General features: G+C 61.7%; 13 protein-coding genes. 3 read left to right on the top strand and 10 right to left on the bottom strand.

Going from position 1 to position 18,231, the window contains the following annotated elements; translation table 11 throughout:
- Nucleotides 1–8: 8 nt before the first annotated feature.
- Nucleotides 9–287 (bottom strand): hypothetical protein, encoded by a 279-nt coding sequence (locus tag L0U84_RS35605; RefSeq protein WP_233857400.1) that lies wholly within the window; start codon nt 285–287, stop codon nt 9–11.
- 702 nt (nt 288–989) lie between these two features.
- On the opposite strand from L0U84_RS35605, the gene hmpA reads away from it, so the two are divergent.
- Nucleotides 990–2,204, top strand: coding sequence for an NO-inducible flavohemoprotein (hmpA, locus tag L0U84_RS35600; protein ID WP_233857398.1), 1,215 nt, complete (start codon nt 990–992; stop codon nt 2,202–2,204).
- Nucleotides 2,205–2,211: 7 nt separating this feature from the next.
- On the opposite strand, the gene L0U84_RS35595 is transcribed toward hmpA, so the two are convergent.
- The 6 genes from L0U84_RS35595 to L0U84_RS35570 all read right to left on the bottom strand — a co-directional run bounded on the left by L0U84_RS35595 (nt 2,212) and on the right by L0U84_RS35570 (nt 9,519).
- Complete coding sequence (locus L0U84_RS35595; RefSeq protein WP_233857396.1) at nt 2,212–3,114, bottom strand: toll/interleukin-1 receptor domain-containing protein; 903 nt, start codon at nt 3,112–3,114, stop codon at nt 2,212–2,214.
- A 34-nt stretch (nt 3,115–3,148) separates the two neighbouring features.
- A complete protein-coding gene (locus tag L0U84_RS35590; RefSeq protein ID WP_233857394.1) occupies nt 3,149–4,519 on the bottom strand; it encodes a TRAFs-binding domain-containing protein in 1,371 nt (456 codons plus the stop codon).
- A gap of 7 nt (nt 4,520–4,526) precedes the next feature.
- Nucleotides 4,527–5,006, bottom strand: a complete 480-nt coding sequence (locus tag L0U84_RS35585; RefSeq protein ID WP_233857392.1) for a hypothetical protein — start codon at nt 5,004–5,006, stop codon at nt 4,527–4,529.
- Nucleotides 5,007–5,162: 156 nt separating this feature from the next.
- Nucleotides 5,163–7,187, bottom strand: coding sequence for a CHAT domain-containing protein (locus L0U84_RS35580; protein WP_233857390.1), 2,025 nt, complete (start codon nt 7,185–7,187; stop codon nt 5,163–5,165).
- Nucleotides 7,188–7,189: 2 nt separating this feature from the next.
- A complete protein-coding gene (locus L0U84_RS35575) occupies nt 7,190–8,692 on the bottom strand; it encodes a metallophosphoesterase (protein ID WP_233857388.1) in 1,503 nt (500 codons plus the stop codon).
- A gap of 497 nt (nt 8,693–9,189) precedes the next feature.
- On the bottom strand, nt 9,190–9,519 hold the full coding sequence (locus L0U84_RS35570; RefSeq protein ID WP_233857386.1) for a hypothetical protein: 330 nt from the start codon (nt 9,517–9,519) through the stop codon (nt 9,190–9,192).
- Between the two features lie 95 nt (nt 9,520–9,614).
- Between L0U84_RS35570 and ltrA the strand changes: the two genes are divergently transcribed.
- Nucleotides 9,615–11,093: a group II intron reverse transcriptase/maturase gene (gene ltrA / locus L0U84_RS35565; RefSeq protein WP_233857384.1), complete on the top strand. Its 1,479-nt coding sequence runs from the start codon at nt 9,615–9,617 to the stop codon at nt 11,091–11,093.
- 516 nt (nt 11,094–11,609) lie between these two features.
- Nucleotides 11,610–14,297, top strand: a complete 2,688-nt coding sequence (locus L0U84_RS35560) for a glycoside hydrolase family 15 protein (protein ID WP_233857382.1) — start codon at nt 11,610–11,612, stop codon at nt 14,295–14,297.
- Between the two features lie 142 nt (nt 14,298–14,439).
- On the opposite strand, the gene L0U84_RS35555 is transcribed toward L0U84_RS35560, so the two are convergent.
- Genes L0U84_RS35555 through L0U84_RS35545 form a run of 3 tightly spaced genes read right to left on the bottom strand, consistent with a single transcriptional unit; the run spans nt 14,440 to nt 17,901 of the window.
- On the bottom strand, nt 14,440–15,027 hold the full coding sequence (locus L0U84_RS35555) for a PqiC family protein (RefSeq protein WP_233857380.1): 588 nt from the start codon (nt 15,025–15,027) through the stop codon (nt 14,440–14,442).
- Entirely contained in the window at nt 15,024–16,652 is a 1,629-nt protein-coding gene (locus tag L0U84_RS35550) for a PqiB family protein (RefSeq protein ID WP_442794096.1), read from the bottom strand. Before L0U84_RS35550 ends, L0U84_RS35555 begins: the two co-directional genes overlap by 4 nt.
- Nucleotides 16,645–17,901 (bottom strand): paraquat-inducible protein A, encoded by a 1,257-nt coding sequence (locus tag L0U84_RS35545; RefSeq protein WP_233857378.1) that lies wholly within the window; start codon nt 17,899–17,901, stop codon nt 16,645–16,647. Before L0U84_RS35545 ends, L0U84_RS35550 begins: the two co-directional genes overlap by 8 nt.
- Nucleotides 17,902–18,231: the final 330 nt, after the last annotated feature.

Genomic DNA, 18,231 nt, shown 5'->3' with positions numbered 1-18,231 from the left:
GTGAATGGCTAATAGTGCCGGTGCGCGATGATCACGTCCGGCCGGCGCGGTGCTCGCCGCCACCGCGCGGGTTCGAGCGTCGCGAGCAGTAGCGGCGCTTGCGGCGGGGGGGCCGCCGGCAGTTCGGCATTGGCCTCGATGCGCGCGCGCGAGAAACTTGGTGACGCAAATACCGTGCCCAGCCAGTCGACGCAGTCGCGTTGAACGGGTTGTTCGAGGCGCTGGGGCAGCGTGCCGATGTGCGTCAATTCCTTTACGACGTAGTTATGGTTACGCACGGCTTTCACAGACTCTCTCCGTTTTTTTGTTTTCCCACTTGATGCCGCGTCGCTCGGTCGACGGGCCTGTGCGGCTCAAAGCGTATTCGCGTGATGTTTTGAAGCGACGCCTCGTGTCTGCCGAAGCGGCCAATCCTTCATGATCTCTTCAGCTTACGCGTCGCTCGTAGTAAGTCGTACGGGCTGGACGAAGTGTCCGAAACAGCCGCATTGTGGGCAGCCCTGTCGGCACTCGCACGGCGGTCTGCAAACCTCACATTCGCTGACCCAATGCGCCGGATTGCTTCTACGCTCGGCCGTTGCTGTGACGTCGTGATGACAGCGCGTTCAATCAAGCTTGCGCCGTCGTCGGTTAGCCCGTCAAGTTCTGACCTGGGTCAAAAAAGCAACAGGCGATCCGGTTCGCGCCGCGCAGAACCTTCGTGATGACCTTTGCCGTCACCGTGATGGCAACGCTCCCAGTGCGTGTCGGCGCGCGTCACGCTCCTCGCCGTCCCGCCTTCGTGTGCCGTCGGACGACCGATCTTGGACATGTCGCGCCGTGCGTCGGCACGTGCGTTTCCATCGCCTTCAGCGTATGGACAGCCTGCATCGGTTGGAGGAGCATGGTCGAGGAATAGACTGGCAGCGGTAAGCGCGACCGGACAAAGCGACAGCGCTGACCACGCGCACGAGCGAGGCAACCAGTCGTCCCGATGCAGGAGGAAGAAAATGCTGACGCAGAAAACCAAGGACATCGTAAAGGCCACGGCCCCGGTTCTGGCCGCGCACGGCTACACGATCATTGCGCGCTTCTATAGGCGCCTCTTCGAGGCGCATCCCGAACTGAAGAACGTGTTCAACATGGCGCACCAGGAGCAGGGCCAGCAGCAGGAAGCGCTCGCCCGCGCCGTGTACGCGTACGCCGAGAACATCGAGGATCCGGGCAGTCTCGCCGCGGTGCTGCGCAATATCGCCAACAAGCACGCGAGCCTCGACGTGAAAGCGGAGCACTATCCGATCGTCGGCGAACATCTGCTTGGCGCGATCAAGGACGTGCTCGGCGACGCCGCGACCGACGACATTATCTCCGCGTGGGCGCAGGCATACGGCAATCTCGCGGACGTGCTGATGGGCATGGAGTCCGAGTTGCGTGAAACGCGAGCGGCGCAGCTTGGCGGCTGGACCGGATGGCGCGCGTTCGTCGTCAAGGAGAAGCGGCCCGAGAGCAGCGTCATCACGTCGTTCATTCTCGAACCGAAGGACGGCCAGCCGGTCGCCAACTTCGAGCCTGGCCAGTACATCGGCATTGCCGTCGATGTGCCCGCGCTCGGCCTGCAGCAGATCCGGCAATACAGCCTGTCCGACGTGCCGAACGGCCATAGTTATCGGATCTCGGTCAAGCGCGAGAGCGGCGAGGCCGGGCGGCCGCCGGGCTATGTGTCGTCACTGCTGCACGATCACGTGAACGTCGGCGACGAGGTGAAACTGGCGGCACCGTACGGCACGTTCTACATCGATGTCCATGCGCAGACGCCAATCGTGCTGATCAGCGGCGGCGTCGGTCTGACGCCGATGGTCAGCATGTTGAAGCGCGCGATTCAGGACCCGCAGCGGCGCGTGGTGTTCATACACGGTGCGCGCAACGGCGCGGTGCACGCGATGCGCGATCGTTTGCAGCAGACCGCCGCCACCCAGCCGAATTTCCGCGCGATCGTGTTCTACGACGCGCCGCTCGCTACCGACGTGCAGGGCCGCGACTACGACAACGCGGGCTTCATCGACCTCGGCAAGCTGCGCAACGAGATTCTATTGCCCGACGCCGATTACTACATCTGCGGTCCTGTTCCTTTCATGCGGCTGCAGCACGACGCACTGAAAAGCATGGACATCCACGAGTCGAAGATTCACTACGAGGTGTTCGGCCCGGATCTGTTCGCCGAATGATTTCTCTCTAATGCTTATTTGCATTGAGTGCCTTGACGAAGGCCTCGATATCCATGAGCGGCAGTTCGCGATTCGTGCCATCGCCGATGGGTCCCCCGGCGTTGCCAAATCCAGGCGCCAGAGTGATCCCAGGATGGTCGCCACCATTTTCTGCCGCGTGTTCGTCTGAAGACATCACCTTGCGCATCGAATCAAAGACAGGAGAGCGAAACTGAGGACTCCAGGAAACCCGCAAATCGTCTAGTTGCACTTTCACGCCCGCGAAGTAGTCGGCCCACACGTTGACACCTCGGGACCGCCAGAATCGATCCGCATGATCGGCATACCACTCGGCAATGCCGAGACTGACGTTGACTGGGTTCGCGACACACTCCTCGGCAAGATTCTGCAGCCACACGAATGCGCCCGACACGTTGTCGATGCGTCGCTCCCGCGATGCATTGCGATCAAGAAAGTCTTTGAGATCGGAGTCGCTCAAGGTCGGGTAGATCTGCAGGTACTCGCTACCGTTGAAGTAGTCCTTGGCGTTGAATCCATCGGGCTTGCCATCGGGTAGATAAACGCCGATCCGGGACGAAACGTTTCCGTCGAAAAATCCCAGCTCCCACGGCGTCCAGACTCCGACACCATGTGCAGATGCAGAACCGGCAGGATTCCCGGAGGCTTTCTGCTGCGTTGGATACAACAGGAGCAGACAGGTTGCGCGCGATATTCTGTTGCAAAGGATCTCGACCTTTTTGCGCGTCACGTTGCCCGTATCGGCAAGCTCGGCAAAATCCGTGTCGAGGAACGGTGTGAAACCGTAGCCGCGAATCGTCGTTGCGAGTTGCTGGGCTTTGTCCTTGTCGTGGTGACGATAAGAGATGAACACATCAAAGAACTCAGGAACGCTATCTTGATCTTCTGCCACGGTAACCTCCGCCAAGACTGCATGTCCGAACGTTCTATGTTGCGCCGTTTTCCAAACCCGATTGCGCGGCCAGCCCGTCGGCCACCGCGCTAAGCCGCGCGCGTTGAGCCTCGTCCGCAACCAGCCGTAGGCTCACGCGCAGATCGGCTAGCACACTCTCTATCTTCCAGCGCGCCACATCTTCGTTGGCCACTTTTTTCGCGAGATCCTCGGCAAGATCGGCGTTGCCGTCGTCGAAGGCAAGAGCCAGCCACGTCGGCCTTAGCCATTCGTCCGTGACGCCACGCCGGAATGCGCGGTCGCAAGCGGCGTTCGCGAGCACCGCCGCGGTGTGCGCGCGCTTCAAGTCGCCGTCGCCATTGCGCTCGCGGTACAGACGCGGAAGATTCGACGAGCAGTAGTACTCGTTGAAGTCGAGATCCATGCCTCGTTCGTAGTACTCGATAGCCTTGTCGCGCAATCGCGACTGCCTTTTCGAATCGCCGGTCTCCTCGTTGTAGAGCCGTTTGTACCGGCCTCCCAGCAGGCCGAAGCGTTCAGCCGACGGCCCGGCGATCGCCACCAGACCCTCGAGTTGATTGATCGCGTCCTGGACGTCGCCCGTCTGCGAAACGGCGAACGCGCGCTGAGCTCGTACCTCGGGCTTCTCGCGGTATTCCTGCGGCAACTGGTCGATGAAGTCGAGTAGCTTGCTCCAATCGGCCTTTTGGTTCATCGAGTCGCGCAACAGCAGCAGCAACGCGAATACGACACTCGCCATCAAGGGCGGCACACCGTGCTCCTTCACGAGTTCCTGCGCCGCCTCCATGCGCTCTTCCCTGGGCAGCTGGCGCACGTTGCGCACGGCGGACTGGAACACCGCCAGGTCCATCATCTGCTGCTTCATCGTGGTTGCGAGGGCCGGTTCGGGCTTGTCCGGGAAGCCGCTGATCGCGCTGAACATCGGCGATTCGCCATTCGCGAGCGCGCGGATGCCTGGCACGATGCATTCCTGGATGCGCTGCGCGGTGTCATTGTCGATATTGCCGGTCGAAAGCGGATAGCGGACCGTGCGCATCTGCGCCACGTCGAACAGCGGTTGTGACCAGTCGGCCGCGAGCAGCACGCAGCCGGTCCGCGTCGCCGCGTGGCGAATGCCGACCTCGTAGTAGACATTGCCATTGGGGATGGTCATGTCCGCGAGCACGAGGTCCGCGTAGAAGATGCGTTCGAGCATCTGCGTGACGATCATCGAGCCGGTGTCCTGATCCGCGCGCACGGGCTCGTAGCCCAGCGCCTGGATTGCCGGCACGTAGGCGAGGTCCCACAAGGCATTGAAGTCGATCTCCCCCGGAGCGTGCGCGGTGTCCGCCTGGGTCCGCTTGCGCCCGTAGGGCATGATGGCGAAGCAAATGGGTTTCAGCATGATCGCCTCACTGTGTCGATCCGAGCGGATGGATGGGCCGCCCGGCAACGCCGCCCGCCGCCTCGACGGCCTCGTACATATGACCGGTTCCGCCCGGCCCGTCGCCCGCCTCGCCGTTCCAGACGCAAATGAAATGAACCTTCTGCGCCCCGTATCCCAGCGCACGCTCGAGCATCCACAGGTTATTGCGCTCGTAAGGGGACGCCTGACGCTCCACCTCGGTTCCTGGTTCGGGCAGCACGAAAGTGCGGGCATACGCGTGCGCCCGCACGGCCTCGAAGCGCGCGTGCCAGCGCGAGTTCGCAAAGTCGACCGAGTCCTTCACGAACACCTGCGGCTCGAAGGGCAGATAGAGATCGAGATGCGCGCCGCGCGCAAGCATGAGTTCCGCAAAGATCAAATCGCCGCCGCATGCACCGCCGCAGATGGCGAGATCGGCGCTGCCAGCCTGGAGATCGTCGAGCGCCGCGGCGACGTCGTTCGTCACCGCGCCTTCCCGTTCGGGCGGGAAACGCGGCTGCGGGCGCTCGGGACGATCGATCATGTGCCCGCTGAAGAGAAAGACACGCTTCGTCGAAAAGTTGTCAGTCACCTTGGAGGTCCTTGGCGATGGGCGTCGAAAGGCGTCCGGGGCGCGCTGTGGTCAATAGTTCCATTCGGGCTCTTCACAAACGGGCATCACATCGAGCATCTGTTCCGCGAGTCCTTGCAGCGCGAACCAGTTGGGATCCACCATGGGGCCGAACCATTCCAGATAGCGAAGGATCTGTCGCCGGGTGGAGAACACGTGAAACGATGAAGGGCCCGCCAGCTCAACCACGCTGCGGCAAGCCTTGATCGCTTTGTCGATCGTCCCCTGCTCAGGAGGTAGTGGAATATCTTTCAGCCAGGGTTCGATCAGGCTCAACTCCGCGATATTGCCGTAGGCCCAAGCGCGGTCGAAGGCGGAACCGTTCTCGGCGTCGTTCCTCGATTGCGAGTCCGCCGTGAACCACAAGGGCTTGACTTTGGCCTCACCCCAATCCGACTGCGAGAGGCGGCCCGAAGTGCGCAGGAACAACGTGAGCGACACATATTGCACCAGTTCCCACGGATGCGACCGGTTCAGCAGATAGGCTTGCCAATACCAGGCTCGTGCGCGTTCCAGCTTGTCCAGCACTTCGTTGCCGCCTTTCTTCGTCGTGCGGCTAGCGGACCTGCGCGAGTGGAAGAGCATCTGCGCTTCGCGCTTCTCGGTGCTTGCGAGTTGCGCGAGGATCCGGGCCCTCTGCGCTGGATACGCTTCATTCGCCGCTTCGAGCCGCTCCTTGGCGTAGGCCACCTTTCTCTGCACATGTAGGAGCATCTCCTGCCGCTTATCGTCGGCGAGCATCTGATGACGCCCAGTGGAGCTGGACTCCCGGTCGGAAAAGGCCACCATCACGCGATCCGACGCACGCAGCGCAATATTGATGCTGCTCATGGCCTGCTGAATGCACGCATTGGCCAACTGATCGTCGAAATTGGGGGGCAGGGATGCGTACGCGACGATGCTCGCCCAGTCGTGCTGGTCCTTGAAGCAGGAATGCAGCCTCCTGCGCAGGCCGACCAGCAGCTTGCGCGGGTCCTCGCCCCAGAGCAGGCCCTGATAGAGATCCTGCACCAGCATCACCGAGCCGCCGAACGACAGCGGATACTGGCTCGCGATCACGAGCGGAATGCCTGCCTCGTGCAGCGCATGCCCGACACTCGCCCCGACACCCGTCACCCCGCCGACGTTGCCGCCGTTGCAGCTCGCAAGCGTCACGACGGCGGGCCGCACGAACTTGCCAGCCTTGTCGCGACGTGGCGTGCGCAGAATGCTCGCGAGCCGCGCGCCGGAGACGACCTCATAGCCCTTCGGATCGGCGTGCGAGATCAGCGCGACGCCGTACCGCTGGTCGTACCCGCCAGGCAGATCGACGCCGTGCGCGAGGATGTGCACATGCGTGTAGTCGCTGGACGCGCATGCGCGCTCCAGGCTCTCGACCGTCGCGTCGGGAAGCACGGACAGCCGTTCTCCGATGATCTCGAGCCGCTCGTCGTCGTCGAGGTCGTCCGATAGCGCGAGCCACGGCGCGAGCGCCTCGCGTAGCGCTAGCAGATGCGCCGCGGCCGGCACTTCCTCGAAGGTGGGCGGGGACGCATAGGCAAACAGTACGCGCGGCTTGCTCGGCCAGCGGATGAATTCCTCGGGCACGCGCCGCGTCTCGCGTGTGACGCAGATGGGCTGCTGGGTCTGCAGGACGAGCGGCTGGCCTTCGCCGGGAAAGCCGCTGGGCGCGGTCGCGAGCTCGAAGGGCAAGAGCGCGAGCTCGGAGGCGGACAGGATCAGCCGCAGATGCGTGACCGGCTCATCGCCCGTCGCGGAATCGACACCGCGGCGGTTGAGGTCGGCGGTCAACCCGGGAATCTCGCCGAGCAGCTTGCCCAGCACCAGCGCGGTGTCGCCGAGCTGAAACTCCCGCGCCTCCGCTCCGAGCTGATAGCTGAGCGCGCGCAGCCGGTAGAGCATCTGGTTGTGCTCGAACGGAACATGGAGCGTCACCGCGCTATGGTTTTCGCACAGTGCGATATAGGCCGTGAGCGGCGACAGCAGCTGGTTGTGCGAGGGGCCCTGACGGAGCAGTTCGAGTGTGATCTTGCGCATCGTCAGTCTTCCAGAAGGCTGTTGGCCGTGGTATTGAGTGTGAACCCGCTTGTCGCGTTGTTGACCACGTGACGCAGCTCGGCATTCGCGCCGCCGCCGTCTTTCTTCCATATGGCCACGACCGTGCAGAGGCGCACGACCAGCGATCCGGAGCGAAAGCCGTCTAGCGTCGACATGTCGCCGCCGTTGAGCACGTCGAAAAATTCCGCAAAGGCTTTTGAATCGCTCCGCGTCTTCGGATCGATGCGGATCAGCCGCGCCCAGGTCCCACTGTTGAAGTATCGCCCCTTGCCGTTCTGGCGGTGCAGGGCGCGCGCGAGGTGGGTATGCCCCGCGACGATGATGTCGATCTCCGGGCCGATCTCCTTGTCGAGCAGCGTGGCGGTTTCGTCATGCGCGGAAATGTCGAAGCTACGATCCTTGTCCAGCCTCTCGAGCGCCTCGCGCAGCACTTCGCTCGTCGGCGCGTCGCGCGACCACTGGATCAGCGCGGTCATCATGTCGAGCCGCTTGCCCTGCTCGATCGCGACGAACTTGAGCGGATCGACGCCCTGGCGGACCAGCGCATCGGCCTCGGCAAGCATCGCGCGCCCGTCGCGCTCCTGGCGCGAAGCGGGCAGCTCCACAGGATTGAGCAGACCGCCGGGCATGGGCGTGGGCCGCACCGGATCCCCGGCCGCCAGCTCCTCGGCCCCCAGCATGCCGCCCGGCTTGTAGATGCCAGCCCACGCACGCGCGAACCCCACGTTGGCGAGCCGGAGCGCGCTGTTGAAGTTGCGCATGGCTTCGGGTGCGCAGGCGGTGAGCGTCGGCACGACACCGAACGTTTCAGGCTTGAGCAGATCGACGAATGGATACTTGCGCTTGATCGGATTCATCACGTCGATCACCATGCGCGAGCCGGCGTTGGGAATCCACGGGTCGACTGGGCGGCTCAACTGCTTATCGCGGCCGATCTGCCTGATCTTCTCGAAGTCGGCCGGATTCCACCGGTCCACCTCGTTGCCATGCACGCACAGCACCGAGCGTCCGCCGACGTCGCACCGCACGCCCGAACCGTCGAACACGAAATACAGGCGCGCGTGCGCGCCGCTCGAGGAGGGCGCGTCCTTCGTCAGGATCTGCACGAGGCGCTCGCGCACCCAGGGCAGCGCGAGCTCCAGATCGTGATTGCCGAGGTTGACGATCAGACGACGCTTGTCCTGCTTGAGAAAAGCCGGAAACGCATCGAACACGGGCTTGAACGTGGGGTCCTGCAACGCGATCCGCTCGAGCTTCGCGACGGCACCATCCGGGTCGAAGTAGGTGGCGTTCGGTTCGGCCAGGAAATCGATGAAGTCGCCGTTGATGACGAGCGCGATCTCCTGTTCGGGATCGCGTAGGGCAAGGTCGTTGATCAGCCACGCGAGTTCGCCCGCGGAGCCGAAGATCTGGAAGCCCGGCGTGCCGCCGAGATGGAGATCGGAAATGATGTAGAGCTGATCGACGCTGTGAACCGGATTCAATTCGGTCTCCTCTTATCCAGGTCCATCAACGCGCGACGCGGGGCTCGCGCTCGGACGTAGGCGCAATAACGCGTGCGCGATCTTGCGCCGTGTCATGTTCGCCCCTTTGGTATGAAAAAGATAGCTGACGCGAATTGGGCGCTGAGACACGATGTGTTGTGGAATGTGTGGCGTCGCACACAGGAAGTATTCCCAACTTCTAACGGAATCCGTCATGATGTTTGTCTACGCCGAAAAGATCTGGGCAACCGCGCCGGTTGCTAGCGCGAGCCGTGCCAGAGTCAAACAATGGTGGGCGGTTCGCTGGACGTTTTGAACGACGGCTTCGTGCGCCTCCTGATTTTCCCTACTCAATCTAGCAGATGTTTTCTGGCCGCCAAGTACCGGTTATGGACTCCGAGCGCCAAAATGAATCATTTGTTCGCTATACCGCGAGCCGGCCCAAAAGCCGCACATTGTCTGGATCGGAGAATCGCCTTGCTCGTTGCGAAGCAGCACTAAATTACAGGACGAGCAAAAGGAGAGATTTTTTCATATTGCCGGGTTCCATCTGCGTTTTCACACAGGTGCGCCGGGAGACCGGCAAGGAGTAAGTGGTGCAAGTCCACTGCGATGAAGGAATAGCGAACCACATCGGCCCCGAGCCGTGCGCAGGCATCCGCGAGGATGTCGGCGAAGCGTCGGCAGGGGTACGTGCAGGCCAGCCATTGAGCCACGATAGAAAACTGATTCCGGGTGCCGACGCTGTCTGTGTAGCGGAAGGCAAAACGTCCGAGCGCGCAATCGCGAGCGCCCGGATGACCTGGCGTGGTCGTAGAACCTGGCATGTGCGCACGCTCCTTGTTCGGGAACCGGGAGATCTCCAGTCTGGCCTGTCGCAGGATGGGCAGGTCCGCATCGGGAAGGCGAGGAGCCGTAGCCGATGATGAACGGACGGGAGAAGTCAGACTCCGCCGTAGTAGCGACGAAGCCTGCGAACAAGGCTGGGGAACCAGCTGCGGAGTGGGCGGAGCCAAGGGCGGGGACCAAGGGGAACACGGGCCAACCACACACGCACCGGGCGCAGTACCGGGCAAGCGTGCCACAGGGGCTGGAACGTGTACGGCATGCTGCAAGACAGCGGAAGAAGGAGCGGTTCACCGCGCTTCTGCACCACGTCACAGTTGACCGACTTCGGATGGCATTCCTTGCGCTCAAACGCAATGCGGCTCCCGGAGTGGATGGCCTGACGTGGCGGTACTACGAGGCAGGACTGGAAGAGAATCTCGAGCGCCTGTTCTCGCAGGTACAGAGCGGAGCGTACCGGGCGCTGCCTGTTCGGCGACAGTACATACCGAAGCCGGACGGCAAACAGCGCCCGCTGGGGATTGCCGCGCTGGAAGACAAGGTCGTCCAGCGTGCGGTGGTGGAAGTGCTGAACGCGATATACGAGGAAGACTTTCTTGGTTTCTCGTACGGGTTTCGGCCCGGGCGTAGTCAACATGATGCGCTGGATGCGTTGGCGACGGCCATCACCCACACCCCGGTGAACTGGATTCTGGACGCGGATCTTCGGAGCTTCTTCGACTCGGTTAGCCAGAGTTGGCTAGTCCGTTTCATTGAGCACCGGATCGGCGACCAGCGCATCATCCGCCTTGTGCGCAAGTGGCTCAAGGCCGGTGTTCTGGAAGACGGAGAGCTGAACGTCAGTGAGACCGGTACACCACAGGGATCAGTGGCTTCACCGCTGTTCGCGAACGTGTACCTGCACTACGTCTTTGATCTCTGGGCCAACCGGTGGCGACGGCGGGAAGCCAAAGGCAACGTGATCATCCTGCGGTATGCGGATGATATCGTTGTCGGCTTCGAGCACGAAGCCGACGCGCGGCGCTTCTGGGACGCGATGCGATCGAGGCTGGAAGAGTTCTCGCTTGAGCTACATCCGGACAAGACGAGGCTGCTGGAGTTCGGCCGCTATGCAGCGGTCAACCGCCAGAGTCGGGGTCTTGGCCGACCGGAGACCTTCACCTTTCTGGGTTTCATCTTTATCTGCGGCAGATCTCGTCGCGGGGCTTTCCAGTTACAGCGGAAGACCCGAGGGGATCGCATGCGGGCGAGACTCAGGCAGATCAAGGAGGCGCTCCGGAAGCGCATGCACGAACCGATTCCAGTGCAAGGGCAATGGCTCAGGCAGGTGGTTCGCGGATACTTCGCGTATCACGCGGTGCCTACCAACTCGCGGGCAATCGTCGCATTCCGACATCACGTCGCCGATCTATGGCGGCGCACGCTCCGTCGGCGCAGTCAGAAGGACGCCATGACGTGGGCGCGAATGACACGAATCGCCAATGCCTGGCTTCCGGCCCCTCGAATCCTTCATCCGTGGCCTGATCGGCGCTTCGCCGTCAAACACCCGAGGTAGGAGCCCGGTGCTCGAATTGGGCACGCCGGGATCTGTGCGGGGGGTGCTCAGTAATGGGCATCCCTACCGCAATCCCCGTGTGTTTGCTAACGCTGTATGCAGTACGTTCGGGCCGCGTTGTATGCAGTGGTGGTGCCGGATTATTTTTTCATTGAAAGGCGAAAATCAGACCATCGTCGAGTCGGACTGAAACCCTGTTCGAGATGCGTTAGATTGAGATTCTTCTCCCGAATCATGGCGGACTGCAGATTGGAAAAGGCGCTTCCATGCTAGCCGTTGCACTGAATTCGATCGACGCTGTACTAATATGAATGCGGAAACCCGCCGGCGCTGCACACGCTCGACCGCATTCGGTCCAGAACGGCCCGAATCGCGGCATCCACCCGCAGTTCATCCGGATTGCTGAAGTTCGCTAGCCCGAGCGATCACGCGCTATCGCAGTCGGCGTGCAATGCGCGGCACCCGCCTCGCGGCGTCGAACCACGCATCCAATCCGCGAGTCGTCAGGGAATGCCTATGAGCCCGACTTCGCCTTCGGCCACCTCCACGCGTGCGCTGTATCTATCGAACTGGCGTGATCTCGTTGGCGTGTGGAAAGCCGCGAAGCTCAGCCAGATCGATACCTCATGGACCGGCCCATGCCTGAGCGAACTCCATTGTCTGCGCGGCTCTCTCGCGCGCCGGACGGTGAACCAGATCGTCGACTACACCGGTTTCTTCCGCGACGAAACCAACGCGATCTCCTACAGCCACGCCGAGAAGTTCGACTCTGAAGCGTGGTTCGAAAGCGGCGCAGATGACGCCGGCGTTCTGACGACGCACTATCTGAGCTATCAGGGCGCGTCGCTGCCACCTCGCCTTGACCTGACCCGCAGCTTCGCGGCGCCGCCCGATCAGCCGTTCTTTATCGTTCGCTACACGCTGACCAATCCGACGGCCGAGAGCGTTACTTTCAACGTGCTCGATCAGGTTCATCTCAACAACGTTGATGCGAGCAAGCCGGTTCACGCGTGGTACGACGCCGGACAAAACGCGTTCATCGCGGACATGACGGCCTCCGGTCAGTTATTCGTGCTGCTGGGCGCGCTGCAACCGAGCGACGGCTATCAGGCCGGCAACAACGCCGACGCATCGACACAAAGCGGGACCGTGTCCGCCTGGTACAGCTTCGACGCCGACGGCACGCTGAAAAACAACGCCGACGTCAGTGCGCCCGACGTATCGCTCGCGTTCAGCAAGCGCGTGGAGGTCGCGCCAGGCGCATCCGCGACGCTCTACTTCTATCTCGGCGTATGCGAGACGCAGGCCGATGCCACCGCCGCGATCGCCGCCGCCCGGGCATCTTCGGGCGACGCCTGGATGACGGCGGTCGCATCCGCGTACAACACCTGGCTCGCGAACGGCAATCAGGGCAGGCGCGTGCATTTCGACGACGATGCGCTCAACCAGATGTTCGACCGCGCGCTGATCCTGATGAAGAACATCCAGAACCCCGTACTCGGCACCTTCGCCGCGACCACGAATCCCGTCGCCTATCAATATCGCACCTGGGTGCGGGATGCGTGCATCGCGGCTATCGGGCTCGACGCCAGTGGCCATCACGACGAAGCGCAACTGTACTGGCGCTGGATGAGCGGCAGCCAGGGCGGCGACGGCACCTGGAAGACGACTTACAACACATGGGACGGCAGCTATGTACCCTTTGTCGAGCCCGAGTACGACTCGGTCGGCGCATTCCTGTACGGCGTCTATCAGCACTACGCGCTGACCGCTGACGCGACATTTCTGCGCGACCTGTGGCCGAGCGTCAAGCGGTCGGCGGACTGGATCGTCAGCCATATCCAGCCGAACGGATTCGGCCAGGCGGACTACAGCATCTGGGAAGAAAGCGACAATCTGGAGCACAACAGCTATACGCAGAGTTGGTATGTCGTCGGCATGTACGCGACGCAGGCCCTCTCCGAGGGGCTCGGCGAGACATCTCTGACCGACTGGTATGCGGGCGGCGCGGCTTCGATTCTCACCGCTCTTCAGCGTCCGTCGGACTGGTATCCGCCGGGCTCCTGGAATCCGCAAGGATATTTCTGTCGCGCGGTGAACGTGAACGACACGCCGCGCACGATGATCGACAGCTCGTCGGACATGCTGATCGCGCTGGGTGTGATCGATCATGAGTCCGGCCGCGCGGCGAGCCATGTCAACACGATCCTGAGCGCGCTCACGCAGCAAAGTTATGGCATCGCGCGCTATCCTGGCGACACGTTCTACTACACGGCGAGCTGGAGTCCGGGCGGCAACGAGGCCCTCGGGCCGGAACCGGCGTGGCCGCAGATGAGCCTGTGGGTGGCCGTCTACGACATCCTGCGCGGCCATGCCGCCGACGCGCTGGCGCGCCTGCAATGGTGCGCCAGCATCTGGGGCAAGGGCTACATGCCACCCGGCGAGGCGGTTTCCAACGTGACGAAACAGCCGCTCGTGAGCTCGATGTGCGAACCGCTGACGGCCTCAGCGTTCATTCTGGCTGCGCTGCTCTACGAAAAGCAGGTGCGCTTTGGGTGCGTGCCGCCGTCGTACAACGCGGGTACCTTCAAGACGATGAGTGTCAGCTTCGCGGCGGCGGGAGACTGGAATCAGTGGTCGAATGTTCCGTACTTCGTGGGCGCGCAGGCAGCGGGCGTTTCGCCGATGAGTTCGATCAAGCGCGTATACGTCACCAATGACGGCTCGAATCTCTATGTGCGGATCGACAACGTATCGGGGACGTTCACGCGCTTCGCGCAGCCCCCCTTGTTCGCGGTGCAGGTATACAGCCAGGATCTGGCACAAGGCGGCGCGGCCACCAGCAGCTTCGGCATCTTCAATCAGGCGTTGAGCCGGCCGATGAGCTTCCTGGTCGAACGTCGCAGCGATTCGGATTCGTTCTCGCGCTGGCGCGTCGCCAACAATGCATGGAGCGCCGACAGCAACGTCGATTATGTCGAAGCGCCCCAATGGGATCCCGGCAGCGGAAGAATCGAAGCGATCATTCCGCTCGCCGCGCTGGCGAGCGCGAGTCCTTCGTTCGGGAATTGGACCGACATGTTGTTCGTGCTCGCCGCTTGCGACCCGGCCTCCGGCGCGTGGTCCGAGACGGATCGCATGCTGATTCACTATCGGCTCAGCACCGGCGCTCAGGACTGGATCTATGGGAACATCGAAATTTGACCGAGGTGGAGCGGGCCGAACGCATCGTATCGGGCTACCCGGCGCCATGTCGTGAGCGGATGGCGTATCAGTCCCTTGCTTTCAGGCAAATATCCGTCTCGTATCGCTGCCTGTGCCTTGCGAATTCGAATTCTTCGCGTTTTCACTGATGCATCATCGAATACGTCGCCACGGCGATGTCGCAAGCAACAGATTCGAGGGCTTCGTCGTGTGCGCTCACGAGGGCGTGGTACCCCGGGCCACGACCGGATCGGGATACGACAGAGCGTCCGCTTACTCTATGCCCCTGCTTCGGAGCGCGTACCGACCAGAGCACGGCTAGCATCACCGTCCCTTCGGCTGACGATTCGAAGGTCTGCACGTCCACTGTTACACGGTACGCTGTATCGTCGGCATGCTGCGGGTACGTTGACGTGATCGCGCCCGGAATAAGTTGCGCGAGATCCGCGGCTAACACGCGCGGAATCTGGTTCTTGAGAGGTTCCGCCCAGCGTGCGAATTCATCGATCGAGACCCGGTTCGGATCGAGCCGCACGACCATTTGCGGTCGATCGACGATTTCGGGAAGCGTAATTGGATCAAACGCTATTGCAATCCGATCTGCGGCCGGTGCAGCCTGGGTTATCTGGATGGGACTCAATGTGTAAAACTTCGAGGCTGGCGGGGAGGTGCACGCCGCGAGACAGCCAGCTACGATGATCGATAAGAACAGTGATATCAGCCGGTTCATGGCGTGTCCTCCCTCTTGCCACGGATTAGCGATTCCGGGTGACGTTCGAGATACTCCGCAAGCGAGCGAATCGACGCCGCGGAGCGCGATAACTCGCGCATCGTTTCAGCAGTCTGCTGCTGCAATGGCGAGTCGCTCTGCAGCGTACGATTCGCAGACATCAGTGCCTCACGGGCCGCGCTCAGCGTTTCTTTTGCCTCAGGTGCAATATCTGTATTGATGGTTTTCAGCAATGTGTCCGCATCGCTTAGCGTCTTGTGCAGGTCCGCGCTGATTCCGTCAAAAGGAATTCTGTTCAGGTTCGCGACCAGATTCGTGATGGACTCCTGCAAGCCCTGGAGGTTGCCCGGCACGGTTGGCAATTGCGGCATCTTTTCGTTCCAGTCGACGGCCGCTTTAGGCGCCGCCGGGAAGAAATCGATTGCGACATAAAGTTGTCCGGTGAGCAGACTCGCTGTTCTCAGTTGCGCTCGCAATCCCTTCGATACGAGATAGTCCGCAAACGTCTTTCGGTCCGACTGCGTACTGCCGGCGTTACCTTGCCAGTCTTCGCGCGAGATAAGTCGTTCGGGGAAAATGCTGACCTCGACGGGAATACTGAATTCCTTCCTGACAGGATCGAAGTGCACGCGAATCGCCGATACCTCGCCAATGACGATCCCCCGGAAGTCGACAGGCGCACCCACGGTCAAGCCACGCACGGACTCGTTAAAAGTCAGCACGTATTTATCGACGATAGAGTCATGGCGCTTCATGGCTTCGTTGCGGTCGCCAAAAAGCTGGTACATGTGCTGGGCCTGCGCTTCAGCCCTGTCCGACGAATCGGGTGGGTTTTCGAAGGCGAGGCCGCCAATCAGGATCGATGCGAGCGATTCAGTGCTGACTTTCACGCCGGTCGTATCCAGCGTCACATCAACGCCGCTCGCCTGCCAGAAACGTGTGTCATTTGTCACATACCGGTCGTAAGGCGCATTGATGAAAGCGTGGATGGTCATGCCGGCTCCGTCAGCGTCGAGCGCATAGGAGACGATCTGACCGACCTGAAGCCGCCGGAAGAAAACCGGCGAGCCGATATCCAGTGAGCCGATGTTGCCGCTCTTCAGTACGAACTCGCGCCCGGGCGTGCCGGATGCGAGGACGGGTGGCGACTCGAGACCGGCAAACTCCCGGCGCACCGTATGCGATGTACCGATGTCCATACCGATGTGAGCGCCTGATATCAATGTGGTGATACCCGACACCGTGCCGGCCGAGATACGCGGTCGAACCACCCAGAAGCGGGTGTCGTCAACGAGCATGCTGGAGGAGTTGCGAGACATCTCCGCACGGGCCACCACGGTCTTGTGGTCGTCGGAAAGTTCGAGGCTTTTGATCACGCCGATATCGACGTTCTTGAACTTGATCTTGGTCTTGCCGGGCTCGATTCCGTCACCGGTAGCAAAGCTGATCGTGATGGTCGGCCCTCTTTGCATGATTGACTGCACCGCCAACCCGCCAGCGATCAGAATCGCGACAAGCGGGACGAGCCAGACGAACTGCGGACGCCAACGCGATGGTTCTGCCACGACGGCGATGGGGAAGTTCGCTGCGTTTCGGTCATCGCTTTCTCCGGACAGCTTACTCACTATCAGGCTCCACGGCGTCCCACATGAGTCGCGGGTCGAACGACAGTGAGGCAAACATCGTCAGCACGATGACCGCGCCGAACGCAATCGCACCGGGTCCGGCATCGATCGTCGCAACTTCGCCGATCTGCACGAATGCCACCAGAATCGTGATGACATAGATATCGAGCATTGACCAGCGGCCGATAGACTCGACCAGCCGATAGATGCGCGTTCGTCTGCGCGCATTCAGAGGTGACCTCAACTGGGTGGTCCACGCGAGAAAAGCCAACGACAGGATCTTGAGGATCGGCACCGCGACGCTTGCGATGAAGACGATCACGGAGAGCGACCATGACCCGGAGTTCCACAGAAAGACAACGCCGCTCAGAATCGTGTCGGACTGAGCACCGAATAAGGTACTTGTCATCATGACCGGCAGCAGGACGGCCGGTATGTACAGCACCGCGGCCGCCAAAAGGAGTGCCCACGTGCGAGCGAGACTGTCGGGCTTGCGCGGATGCAGTACCGTGCCGCAGCACGAACACGTTCCGGTGGGGGCATTCGCATGCTGCTTTGAGAGCAGGCCGCAAAGTTGACAGGCGACCAAACCGGCCCGTGCCGCTGTGGTCCCGGTTGACGTGCTCCACACAGCGTGCGAAATGCCGAGATGGACAGGGGGAGCCCAGATCGCACGGGGGGAGAAAGCGGCGGTTGCGGCGGCCAGCAACACCATCACCGCGCCGAATGCACCGATGCCGACTCCCGGAACGACATCTGCAATATGCTGGAGTTTGACGAGCGCAACGAGCATCGCAAGCACGAGCACCTCGATCATTCCCCAAGGGGCGACGTGTCGTAGCAAACGCAGCGCCTGCTCGGGCCGTTGAGGAATTCGGCCAAGATGCAATGGGAGAAGTAGATAGATCATTGCGGCTATGTTTAGCGCTGGCATGAACAGCGTCGTTACGAAAACCAGGCCAGCGATGGGCCACATACCCTCTGCGTAGAGCGACGATGCGGCCCCGACCAGTGTGGTTTCAACGAGCGTTTCGTGAAGCCGGAACCCGAATATTGGAAAGCAGTTGGCAATCGCAAACAGGATGGCGGCAGCCAACGTATACGCGAGCGCGCGAGTGGACGTGGCAGACGAGCTTCTGTAGAGAACCGCGCCACAACGTGCACATCGCGCCGCGCCGCCGTGCGGGAGTTGCGTGTCCGCTTGAAGAAAGTCGCATTCGTGACAGGCAATCAACGTGGTTTCATCCATTTTCGATGTCCGGTTGCCGGAATGTGAGTTGCGGGCTGCGCCTCACCGTAGCGGGGATCAAATGTTTGCATGGGACCCGAGAACCCACGTGATATAGAGGAGTGCAGCGAAAACGCCCGCCAACGTACCGAGCACGTCCCTCGCGACCGCGCCGCGGGTGAAATGGACTGGAATCCCGACCAGCAGGTACGCCACAGAAAAGACAATCGCGACCGTTAAAGGTGGGCACGCGAATGCAAGGTTGACATCGGTCAGTCCATGCATGATGGGATCTCGCGGGAGTGCGGAACCGCCGCGCGACCGTCAAGTCGGGTTTCGGTGCGCGGTGCT

This window comes from Paraburkholderia sp. HD33-4 (assembly GCF_021390635.1).
Classification (GTDB): Bacteria; Pseudomonadota; Gammaproteobacteria; order Burkholderiales; family Burkholderiaceae; genus Paraburkholderia.
Note: the sequence above shows the minus strand (reverse complement) of the source record. Positions and strands in the feature narration are given on the sequence as shown.